General features: G+C 50.8%; 8 protein-coding genes. 7 read left to right on the forward strand and 1 reads right to left on the reverse strand.

Annotated elements, in window-relative coordinates:
* The first annotated feature begins 64 nt into the window (after positions 1-64).
* The 7 genes from D8682_RS04270 to D8682_RS04300 all read left to right on the forward strand — a co-directional run bounded on the left by D8682_RS04270 (position 65) and on the right by D8682_RS04300 (position 9,882).
* Entirely contained in the window at positions 65-1,537 is a 1,473-nt protein-coding gene (locus tag D8682_RS04270; protein WP_121813609.1) for a PLP-dependent aminotransferase family protein, read from the forward strand.
* Positions 1,538-1,613: 76 nt separating this feature from the next.
* Positions 1,614-2,261 carry a metal-binding protein ZinT gene (zinT, locus tag D8682_RS04275; protein ID WP_064546170.1) on the forward strand — a complete coding sequence of 216 codons (648 nt, stop codon included), beginning with the start codon at positions 1,614-1,616 and terminating at the stop codon, positions 2,259-2,261.
* Between the two features lie 459 nt (positions 2,262-2,720).
* A complete protein-coding gene (locus D8682_RS04280; protein WP_064546168.1) occupies positions 2,721-3,215 on the forward strand; it encodes an SH3 domain-containing protein in 495 nt (164 codons plus the stop codon).
* A 59-nt stretch (positions 3,216-3,274) separates the two neighbouring features.
* Positions 3,275-4,228, forward strand: coding sequence for a hypothetical protein (locus D8682_RS04285; RefSeq protein WP_064546167.1), 954 nt, complete (start codon positions 3,275-3,277; stop codon positions 4,226-4,228).
* A 39-nt stretch (positions 4,229-4,267) separates the two neighbouring features.
* The gene (locus tag D8682_RS04290) at positions 4,268-5,653 is read left to right on the forward strand and encodes a protein kinase (RefSeq protein ID WP_121813610.1); all 1,386 of its coding nucleotides are present in this window, start codon (positions 4,268-4,270) and stop codon (positions 5,651-5,653) included.
* A gap of 145 nt (positions 5,654-5,798) precedes the next feature.
* The gene (treA, locus tag D8682_RS04295; protein WP_121813611.1) at positions 5,799-7,493 is read left to right on the forward strand and encodes an alpha,alpha-trehalase TreA; all 1,695 of its coding nucleotides are present in this window, start codon (positions 5,799-5,801) and stop codon (positions 7,491-7,493) included.
* Between the two features lie 211 nt (positions 7,494-7,704).
* Entirely contained in the window at positions 7,705-9,882 is a 2,178-nt protein-coding gene (locus D8682_RS04300; protein ID WP_121813612.1) for a TonB-dependent siderophore receptor, read from the forward strand.
* A gap of 54 nt (positions 9,883-9,936) precedes the next feature.
* Here the strand turns inward: D8682_RS04300 and D8682_RS04305 are convergent, their stop codons facing one another.
* Positions 9,937-11,427 (reverse strand): amino acid permease, encoded by a 1,491-nt coding sequence (locus D8682_RS04305; protein ID WP_121813613.1) that lies wholly within the window; start codon positions 11,425-11,427, stop codon positions 9,937-9,939.
* Between the last annotated feature and the right edge of the window lie 48 nt (positions 11,428-11,475).

Consider the following 11,475-nt stretch of genomic DNA (forward strand, 5'->3'; position numbering starts at 1 on the left):
GATTCATTTAGACAGTATCTGGTACCTTAATCGAGAGCCAAATCGTTTTAATAATAGGATCCAAATGCGTTCACTTGCCGTAGATGTGATCAAGCAGGCATTTATCCACACGCCTGGCGAGAAACTTCATAAGAAACTCTATGTTGCGATATGCAGCTGCATCCTCGAAGGGAGTTTACGTCCAGCAGCGCGCATGCCACCGACCCGGGATTTGGCAAATGAACTGGTACTGTCGCGAAATACCGTATTACGGGTGTATGAGCAGTTGCAGGCAGAAGGTTATATTTCAACACGCACCAGCAGCGGCACATTCGTCACCGAAAGTGTGCTGGATAATCTCACCACGCACGTCACTAAAACGGTACAAACCACACAGCCTGACGCACCTGCAACTCTTTCAGACCGTGGCCTTGAACTGCTGGGAAATGCCAGTGCCAGCCCAGCGCAATGGGGGGCTTTTATTCCTGGTGTGCCCGATGTGAATAGCTTCCCGCACCGCATATTTAAGAAGATTTATGATCGCATCGCCAGGTCCCCTGACCCGCAATATCTGACTTATGACGCAGACGGCGGGCTCGAGTTGTTGAAATCCGCGTTGTCTGATTATTTGCGTACCGCGCGTGGAGTAAAATGTTCCACCGACCAGATATTAATCACCGAAGGGATTCATCAGGCTCTGGATTTAGTCACCCGCACGTTATGTAACCCAGGCGACCATGCGTGGATTGAAGAGCCCGGCTATTGGGGCATTAAGAATATATTACGCATCAATGCCGTCAATATGACGGCGTGTGATGTCGACGATCAGGGATTAGTTCCAGAACCTGCCCCCGCCGTGCGGCCAAAATTAATCTTCGTGACCCCTTCCCATCAATATCCGCTTGGTTCGGTGATGAGCCTGCCTCGACGGCAGTTATTACTTTCGCAGGCCAGGGAATTTAAAAGCTGGATTGTCGAAGATGATTACGACAGTGAATTTCGTTTTTCCGGCCAGCCGATACCGTCACTACAAGGGCTGGAAGAAAACAGCCCAGTCATTTATATCGGCACCTTCAGTAAAACGCTGTATCCCGCACTGCGTCTGGGTTATGTCGTGCTGCCCAAGCCGTTAGCGGCGCCACTTAAAAAGGTGCATAACGAGCTTTATCGCGGTGGTCATCAGATAGTTCAGGCAGCTTTAGCAGAGTTTATCCGTGAAGGTTATTACGCCGCGCACATTCGCAAAATGCGCCAGTTATATAGCAAACGCCGCAGTTTATTGGTGGAACTGATTAAACAGTATCTGGGTGAAGCCTATCTTGGTTATTTTAACAGTAACGCCGGTCTGCATCTGATTATTCAATTCCCCCTTGAAGCTGATGATATTGGCATCTCAAGGCTTGCGAATGCTGAAGGGATTCTGGTCCGGCCATTGTCGCGTTATTATTTTAATCAACAGAAAATGAAAGGACTATTAGTCGGTTTCGCCAGCATTCAGGATAGCGATATGGAGGCCTCGTTTATTCGTCTGGCGGAGATCATTAAGCAGAACGTCTGAAGCGAAAGCAGTGATTGAATTACGATAATGTTATGTTATAACATTTTATAAATTCACATACCCACTGGAGAACTTCATGACTAAACGCATTTCCGCCGCGCTGCTGGGCGCTGGCATTTTACTGAGTAGTGCTCATGTACTGGCGCATAGCCATTCACACGGCAAGCCGTTAACTGAAGCTGAACAGAAAGCCAGCGCCGGAGTTTTCGACGATAACGACGTCAAGGACCGCACCCTCAGCGATTGGGATGGGATGTGGCAGTCGGTGAATCCTTACCTGTTAAACGGCGACTTAGATCCGGTGATGGAGAAAAAAGCCCAAAAAGATGGCACTAAAACGGTGGCGCAATACAAAGCGTACTATCAGAAAGGTTACGCGACGGATATCGATACTATTGGCATCGAAAACAACACTATAGAGTTTCACACTGGCAAAACGATCAACACCTGCCACTACGCCTACTCTGGTTTTAAAATCCTGAATTACGCCTCTGGCAAAAAAGGTGTGCGCTATTTGTTTGAGTGTAAAGATAGCCAGTCAAAAGCCCCAAAATATGTGCAATTTAGCGACCATATTATCGGTCCGCGCAGATCTGAACATTTCCATATTTACATGGGTAATGATTCCCAGCAGTCATTATTAAAAGAAATGGACAACTGGCCGACGTTTTATGAGTACTCATTAAGCAGCAAGCAAATTGTCCACGAGATGCTGGAACACTAATAAGCTATCGATTTTGCTCAGCGCATTCATCGGTTTACCGGGTCCTGGCTGAGGGTGAATGTGCGCCTTAATCTCAAACATCGGTCATCATAGCGCCGGAGTCATCACCGCTTCCGGCGCACTTTGCGCAATACAATTGCAGATATCGGGCAATAACGCTTCCATCTTCATCCTTAAACCTGGGATTGAAACCCTGTTTTATGATCTATGCTGAAGGCTACCAGTAAAGCAAGATGATTCACCCGCTGAATCACCGCTAGCAGTGTGCTTCTTGTCCTGCTTAACACTTAATAATGTCAATCAGTTACATCAGCATTGAATTGTTAATCAGGCGATGTAAAATTAACGTTAATATGTATTGCTGATGTGAATCATTCTTCAGATTCCTGGACTTCTTCTTCGCCATATCACCTCCTTCTCGGCGACCAGGTTTGAACCATTTTTTCAGGGAACGTTACGATGAAATTGCGAAATCTGTTGATCCTTGCTGTTGTTGCGACGGTTGTGGGCTGTAAAGCGCCCCCACCAAAAATGACGGACGACACTCTCGTCACCAGTGAGATCAATGGTGTCACATTGACGCACCGTTATGCGGTTAGCGCGCCAAAAGAATTCACCCCAGTCAACGCAAGTTTTAGGGCGCTGTATGCAGGGTCAATTATGAGCAAACCGGACTTCGGCGGAAAAGTCGTCAGCACCCTTGATAATGGGCAAAGTTACACCGTTTTGGGGCAAGTCGAGAATAATTGGCTGGCCGTTGCGCAGCAGGATAAACAGGAAATGTTGGGTTATGTTCCTGCACGTGCGCTGGTGAAAAGTGAACTGTATGCACAAACGCTGAAAAAAGATCGCCCTCGTCCACGCAAGGCCACCAAAAAAACCACCTGCGTTGCGGTCGATGGCAGTAGCAAAGCCTGCCAGAATGCGAACAGCGGCACCTGGATCATTGATTAACTGTCGACGTTTTACGTCATACCTTGTTGTTTAAAACTGTTCGGCTAAGAAGGATTTCTATGAAACTCTGGCTTTCGAGTCTGGCGCTACTGCTGGCATCTACTTCAGTGTGGGCGGCTGGTAACTATCGTATCGTCCAGTCTCCTTCGCAAAAGCTGGATGTCTGGATTGACGATGTGCAAAACAACACGCCGCAAAGCTGGTGTGCGCAAGAACTTCCCCTGCGAATCGTCGCCAATGGCGATAAAAATCCGGCGCTGCTCAATGTTTTTATGCCACGTCTGGGAACACTCCTGGAAAGCCAATGTAGCGCGGTGCAAATAGTCAGTTGGCGGATGGAAGATCCACAGGGTCAAGCACTCGCGGTTGGCACTGCGAGCAGAAGCAGCGACTGGACGGTGATTATCGCGCCGGTTGTTTCCAGCGAACTCAACACCCAACCCGCTCGCGAAGAAAACTCACCGTTAGCGGACCGCACGCCGTGGCAGGAGTTTACGCTGCAAGACGGCTGTCATTTGCGCACTTTCTGGCAGGGTGATGCTAATTCGTCAGCGATGTTTATCCCAAATGGTAAATGTGAAAAAGGCGGCTGGTTGAATGGCCACAGTGAAATCATTCAGAGCGGCGCTAAAGGCGAAACACGCAATGTGATGACCTTTGTGCATGGCTTCCCGGTCAGCGGATTAAGCGCCGATGCCGGTTCTGACAGCCTGCTGATTACCAGTCTCAATAACGAGCGGATGGTGGTCAGTAATGAACATGCTCCGCAGAGTTGGATGATTTTGCCTTATCACTCAGAGCTGAATGGCTGGAAAGCCACTGGCATGGTTGCCGTTGAAGTACCACGCGAACTGGCAGTAGATGAAGCCGCTATCCAGAAGCGTTTAAATATTGTGCGCAAAGTTTGGTCGGAGTGGCTTGCACCGGATACCCCTATCACCTTGTTGTTGATTGATTCCCTGCGTCCGCAATTGCGTGATCCAGCGGTTGGCGCATGGCGCTCCCAGAAGTAACCCTGAATTTTCGTCGATTTCGAGCAGAGTAAGGCCATCATGACTGATAAAGATTACAACTCCGAACTACCCGACGCTCTGCCGCCTGGCTTCCGTTTCGACGAGTTTGAAATTCAGCAAGTGACTGAATCCACCAATACTAACGTGGTGTATAAAGCGTGGGACCACCAGCTTGAGCGCCCGGTCACTATCCGCGAATTTATGCCGCGTGCGCTGACGGTACGCAGCGATAATATGCAGCTGGTGTTACGCAGCAAGCAAGACAGCCAGGCGTTTAATGTCGGAATGAATCGTTTTGTGCAGTCTGCTCGCCAGCTCGCACAATTTAACCACCCCAATTTGCTGCAAGTGTTTAGCTTCTGGACACAAAACGAAACCGCCTATGCGGCGACACGCTACTCCAACGGCGTAACGCTGGCTGAATTGCATCAGCATCAGCCTGAAGTGATTAATGAAGCCTGGATTCGGCGCATCTTGCCGATGTTGTGCGGAGCGCTGGCAACATTACACGATGAGGGGTTTATCCATCGTGACCTGTCGTTAAGAAGCATTCAAATTCAGGATAACGGCGCGCCTTTGCTATTGAATGCTGGCGCTCCGCGTCCAGGAAAAACCGAAAATGGCGATGAGATTAAAACGCCACTCAATCCAGGTTTTGCGCCGCTTGAACAATATGCTGATGACCTCGAAAACCGGCTCGGGCCATGGACGGATATTTACGCACTGGGGGCGATTCTCCACACCCTGATCACCGGCACTTGTCCACCGGCCAGCGTTACCCGCACCATTCAAGACCCGTGCGTGAAGCTGGCAAAAAATCGGCCTGAAGGTTATTCCCATAGCCTGTTGCAGGCGGTGGATAACGCGCTGGCGTTAAAACCGGAAGACCGCCCGCAGTCTATTGCAGAATTTGCGGCGCTGGCGGACATGCCGTTAAGTGGTATCAACGGCGCGGCACCGTTGAAACAGCCTGGCACCATGCTGGTCGCGGTGGAAGATGCGGAAATCACCCCACTCTCGCCGTTCAAAAAACGCTACAAACTGCCGCTACAGATTGCCGCCAGTTTACTGGCAGGCGTGGCGATTGGCGGTTTCATTTTTAATAACAACGCCCCTTCTGTTTCTACTACCCAGACGGCCAAAACCGACAAACCGGTTGCGGAAAAAGCGGAAGCTGCCGGGACTAAAAGCGTGGTGCCTGTAGCGGATGGCGCGATAGCGCGCATTTATGTGCGCATGAATGATGGCGAACAACTGGATGTTAATGGCAAGGCCGAAAAAGTGACACAGGGCGCCAATGGTTATGGCTTCCTGCAACTGCCTGCGGGCCAATATGAGCTTACGTTGCGTGATAAAAATCTGTCGCGAAGCATGACGTTATCGGTTGAAAAAGCGGGGACATGGTTGGTCAATCCGCAAGGGTAAATGGACGTTTAGCCAGGCGGTAAATTATCTGCTTTATCAGATTATGAGACATCTCCCGTAGCACTAGCCAGAAATTCGGCTAAGGTTTTCATAGGGTTGATCGCGGTAAACTTTCGCCGCGGTAGCCTGTAAAGGAGAACGATTAATGATAAATCCTGTTTTGCGCCGTCCTCGCACGTTATTTTTTGCGATTCAAATAGCTATCGGTTGTACGTTCGTCACTTTGCCTGCCTCAGCCGCAGACAGCCTGCCACAACCGCCTGATGTCATCCTTGGCCCGCTGTTTACCGATGTCCAGACGGCAAAATTATTCCCCGATCAGAAAACATTTGCCGATGCGGTTCCCAAGAATGATCCGTTGATGATCCTTGCGGATTACCGCATGCAGCGCAATCAATCGAGTTTCGATTTACGCCATTTTGTCGACGTTAACTTTACCTTGCCAAAAGAAGGTAAAAAGTATGTCCCGCCTAAAGGCCAAACTTTACGCGAGCACATCGACGGTTTATGGCCGGTGCTGACGCGCACCACTGACAGCACCGATAAATGGGATTCGCTGCTACCGTTGCCGAAACCGTATGTGGTACCAGGCGGGCGCTTCCGCGAAGTCTATTATTGGGACAGTTACTTCACCATGCTGGGGCTGGCGGAAAGCGGCCACTGGGACAAAGTTCAGGACATGGTCGATAACTTCGCCCATGAAATCGACACCTTTGGGCATATTCCTAACGGCAACCGCAGCTACTATCTGAGCCGCTCTCAACCGCCGTTCTTTGCCTTTATGGTCGAACTGCTCGCCAGCCACAAAGGTGACGAAACCTACACCACCTATCTACCGCAGTTGAAAGCTGAGTATGCCTGGTGGATGCAGGGCAGCGATACGTTGGCAGCAGGCGCTGAAAACTTGCGGGTGGTGAAACTAAAAGATGGCTCGGTGCTAAACCGTTACTGGGACGATCGCGATACACCGCGCGCCGAATCGTATCTGGATGACGTGACCACCGCGAAGAACAACCCCAACCGCCCGGCGACGGAAATCTATCGCGATTTACGCGCAGCTGCGGCTTCGGGTTGGGATTTTAGCTCGCGCTGGATGGATAACCCGCAGCAACTGGGCTCGATTCGTACCACCTCTATCGTTCCGGTTGATTTGAACGCTCTGCTATTCCAGATGGAAAAGACCCTCGCGAAAGCAAGCCATGTGGCGAAGGACAGCGCAGCTGCCACGCAATATCAGCAACTGGCCGATGCCCGTCAAAAAGCCATCGAAAAGTATCTGTGGAACGATAAGCAAGCCTTCTATGCGGATTACGATCTCAAGAACCACGCGGCTCGTTCGCAACTGACCGCTGCCGCGCTATTCCCGCTGTATGTACATGCCGCTTCGAAAGATCGCGCTGAAAAAATGGCGGCCATCACCCGTTCGCAATTGCTGAAAACTGGCGGGCTGGCGACCACCAACCTGAAAACGGGCCAGCAATGGGACGCACCAAACGGCTGGGCGCCATTGCAGTGGGTGGCCACGGAAGGCCTGCAAAATTACGGCCATAACGATCTGGCAATGGAAGTCACCTGGCGCTTTATGACCAACGTGCAGCAAACCTATAACCGCGAGCAAAAACTGGTGGAGAAATATGACGTATCCACCACGGGTACCGGCGGTGGCGGCGGTGAATATCCGCTGCAAGATGGATTCGGCTGGACTAACGGCGTCACCTTGAAAATGCTCGATTTGCTGTGTGGCAAAGAGAAACCGTGTGATTCCACACCGGACAAATTGCCTTCTGCAACACCGGGGCCGGTGAAAGAGACGATTCAGCCTGCTAGTTCTGCGAAGTAGTTTTCCCTTCACCCTAACCCTCTCCCGAAGGAGAGGGGATTGTCTGGTTTTCGCCTTGTCCTTCCCCTTCTCCTGGGGGAGAAGGACGGGATGAGGGCGCCCGCTCCCCCGCCAAAATTGGCACTTGAAACAAAAAACAATAACGATAATAATTCGCATTCAATTTATTAGCACAAATAGCTAAATCAATACCTCCTGGGAATATAACTAAATGAAACTGGCATTTACAGTAAAGCGCTCTGCTTTACTCTGCGCGCTGGCACTCGCGGCACCCACTTACGCATTGGCAGAAGACACCGTCGTCGTTACCGCCTCCCCCGCACAAACCTCCACCAGCCCAACCGAAGGTTACAGCGCAACGGTCAGCCATGGAGCAACCAAAACCGATGAGCCGCTGATTACTACCGGTCAATCGATTTCGGTGATTACCCGCCAACAAATCGAAGACCAGGGCGCGCTCACCGTCAACAACGCGCTAAATTACACTCCTGGCGTATTTACCGGCTTTGCCGGTGGTGCAACGCGTTATGACACCGTGGCTTTGCGCGGTTTCCACGGCGGCGACGTCAATAACACCTTCCTCGATGGCCTGCGCCTGATGAGCGACGGCGGCAGCTACAACGTGATTCAGGTTGACCCGTGGTTCCTCGAGCGAATCGATGTGATTAAAGGGCCATCGTCGGCACTTTATGGCCAAACCATACCAGGTGGACTGGTAATGGAAACCTCAAAGCGCCCGCAATTTGTCGAGGAAGGCCACGTTCGTGCGATGTACGGTAATCACAACACCAACGGCAGCGCATTTGATTACACCAATGCGATTAACGAAGAATGGGCGTATCGGATTATTGGTTTAACCAAAAACAGCGACACTCAGTACGAGAACACGCGGGACGAACGTTATGCGATTTCCCCGTCCCTGCTGTGGCAACCCGGCGAAAATACCTCGCTGTTGCTGCGCGCCTATCTGGAAAAAGATCCATCAGGCGGATTCCACGGCTCGGTTCCGGCTGATGGCAGTATTTATTCATCCACCGGGCGCAAACTCAGCACCGGTTTCTCTGACGTCGAACCGGGCAATGACGCTTTCAAACGCCACGAGCAAATTTACAGCTACGAGTTTGCACACAGCTTTAACGATGTGTGGGCGTTCCGCTCCAACGCCAGTTATACCCACTCGAACGTCAGCCTGAAACAGGCTTACCAGATTGGTTGGGCAGACGTGGCGCATGACGAACTGATGCGTTATTACAGCGGCGAAACTTCATCACTTGACGCTTACGCCATGGATAACCAACTGGAAGCCGATTTTGCAACTGGCGAGCTGGATCACAAAGTGGTGCTCGGCGGCGAATTCCATAAGTTCACCAACAATTTGTCCGATGACTCCGCTTACACCACCAACCTCAACCCGTGGACGGGTGAGTCTGGCGGCCCTGGCGGTTTCTATTATTACGACCCACGCGATCCCACGTATTCCACCATCAATCAGGGCCTGCTGACCAAAGCCGGTAAACGCCAGTATGAACAAACGGGTGTCTATCTGCAGGATGATATGCAGTGGAATCAATGGCACATGACGCTTTCTGGCCGTTACGATCACATCGTGACCAAGAGCCATATTGTGGCAGATGCCATTGATAGCGTCGTCACCGATAACCGTACTGACGATCACTTCAGTGGCCGCGCATCGTTGCTGTACGCATTCACCAATGGGATATCCCCATACATCAGCTACAGCCAGGCCATCACGCCGCAGGTTCTGCCGGATGCCGAAGGCAAGCTGCTGAAACCGACCACCGCTGAACAGTATGAAGCCGGGATGAAATACCAGCCGCTGGGTACGGCGGATCTCTACACCCTCGCCCTGTATGACCTGACGCAGAAAGATGTCGGGAACCGCGTGGTTCAGGGCAGTTACTATGAGCCAGCGGGTAAAGTTCATTCGCAAGGTGTTGAGCTGGAAGCACATTCTCAGTGGCATCCACGTTTCTCGACCGTTGCCGGATACACTTACAACAAAGTGCGCTTTAAAGATGCCATCGACGGTAACGATGGCAACACGCCATACGTCACACCAGATCAGATGGCCAGCCTGTGGGGAATGTTCAAAGCCGACTTCGGTATTAGCCTGGGTTCAGGTATTCGCTATATCGGCAAGCAATGGGCGGACAATGAAAACACCCTGCGCGTGCCTTCTGTAACGCTGCTTGATGCAATGGTGCGTGCTGAGATGGGGGCGTGGACGCCGTCACTGAAAGGTGCCTTCGTGCAAGTTAACGCCAATAACCTGACGGGCCGTGATTACGTTGCGGGTTGTTACGGCACAGGTTACTGCTACAGGGGCGCGGAGCGTTCTGTGATTGCTACTGTGGGATATGATTTTTAATCAGTGAAGTGGGTGTCGGATGGCGCAAGCGCCATCCGATATTTATTTGACCTTTTACTGAGTGACACTCCCGGCAATCTTCACGTCAGTCTTTACACCCTGCTGTTTTTCCAGCGCGAGTTGCGCCAGTGGCGTATCCGCTTCATAACGCCCTTTCGCATCGAGAGTTTTCTCGTATTTGTTGTATTTCCACCAGGCATAGCCGAGGAAAATAACCAGACCGCCAACGTTATAAAACACAATGGTCATAATGCTCGCCCCCGTCGGGAAGGTTGAAGCAATAAACCCGACGGTGAAAATAACAATTAAGACGCTAACAATAGCGATGCCCTGCATTCGCGAACCCATGCGGAAATCTCGGTTCACTTCATCGTATTTCAGGCGCAAGTTCAGGTAAGCCAGCATGATAAACAGCGGTGGCAACATTGACGCTGCTGCCGTCATGTTAATCAGGGTGTTCATCAACTCCTGCACGTTACCCGAACCAATAGTTGGGATAAGCATCAACGGAATCACAATCAAGAACTGAATCCAGGCCGCGCGAGTCGGTACGCCATGCTGGTTCAGGCTAACCGTTTTCGCACCAAAGATACCTTTCGGGATCTCAGTAAAGAAGATTTTGACCGGTGCCGCCGTCCACATCAGCAAAGAACCAAACATGGCAGTGAACGAAACAATTCCGACAAAGCGATTCATCAGTACCACTGGCAGGCCAAAGTGTTGCGCCAGGCCGCCAAATACCTGAACCGTGCCACCGGTGTAGTGCAAATCAGCCTGGTGGACAAAGACGTTAATCAGCAGCGATGAAACGGTATACAGCACACCGATAAACAGCCCAGAAAGAATGATCACTTTGACGAACGCTTTGCTGCCGCCCTTAACGTCATTGACGTACACCGCCACGGACTCTGCGCCACCCGCAGCCTGGAAAATCCACGCAATAATGCCGAGGAACGCCCAACTAAATTGCGGAGTAATGGCCTGCACGTTAATTGGGTCAGCCGGTTCAACGCCGCCAATCACCGCAGCACCTGCCAACACAATGTAGGAGAAAGTGAGTAATAACATCAGCGTAGAAGTTACTGACGTCATCGGCCCGAGCAGTTTCGCCCCGTGGTTTGAAATCCAGGTGGAGAATGCGAACAGGATAATACTGATGATGGCCGTGGTTAATGGCGTGAAAATATAGTCATAACCGAGGAACGCATACGAGGCGTAGGCAATTACCCTTGGCAATAACGAGGTGAAGAAAAACAGGTTCACAAACCAATAGGTGTAGGCGGTGATAAATGCCCAACGGCCACCAAGTGCACTTTTTACCCAGGCGTAAACCCCGGCTTCTGAATTACGGTTTAACGAGACAAATTCAGCGATGATTAAACAGAACGGAATAAAGTAAATAAGCGTAGCTACCAGGAAAACCGGTGCCGATGCAATGCCAAGTTGCACGTTATTGTTAATGACATTATTGAAGCTAAAAACCGCCGCAAATGTCATTGCCAATAAGCCAAACTTGCCAATGGTATTTCTGTTTGTTGAAGCCATGAGAACTCCACATTGTGTAGGGTATATTTTTTATAACTGCTTTTTGTA

This window comes from Buttiauxella sp. 3AFRM03 (genome assembly GCF_003675305.1).
Taxonomy (GTDB): Bacteria; Pseudomonadota; Gammaproteobacteria; order Enterobacterales; family Enterobacteriaceae; genus Buttiauxella; species Buttiauxella ferragutiae.

Coding starts and splice junctions, on each gene's coding strand:
- D8682_RS04270 (WP_121813609.1), top strand. CDS start 65: ATGCGTTCACTTGCCGTAGATGTGATCAAGCAGGCATTTATCCACACG.
- zinT (WP_064546170.1), top strand. CDS start 1,614: ATGACTAAACGCATTTCCGCCGCGCTGCTGGGCGCTGGCATTTTACTG.
- D8682_RS04280 (WP_064546168.1), top strand. CDS start 2,721: ATGAAATTGCGAAATCTGTTGATCCTTGCTGTTGTTGCGACGGTTGTG.
- D8682_RS04285 (WP_064546167.1), top strand. CDS start 3,275: ATGAAACTCTGGCTTTCGAGTCTGGCGCTACTGCTGGCATCTACTTCA.
- D8682_RS04290 (WP_121813610.1), top strand. CDS start 4,268: ATGACTGATAAAGATTACAACTCCGAACTACCCGACGCTCTGCCGCCT.
- treA (WP_121813611.1), top strand. CDS start 5,799: ATGATAAATCCTGTTTTGCGCCGTCCTCGCACGTTATTTTTTGCGATT.
- D8682_RS04300 (WP_121813612.1), top strand. CDS start 7,705: ATGAAACTGGCATTTACAGTAAAGCGCTCTGCTTTACTCTGCGCGCTG.
- D8682_RS04305 (WP_121813613.1), bottom strand. CDS start 11,427: ATGGCTTCAACAAACAGAAATACCATTGGCAAGTTTGGCTTATTGGCA.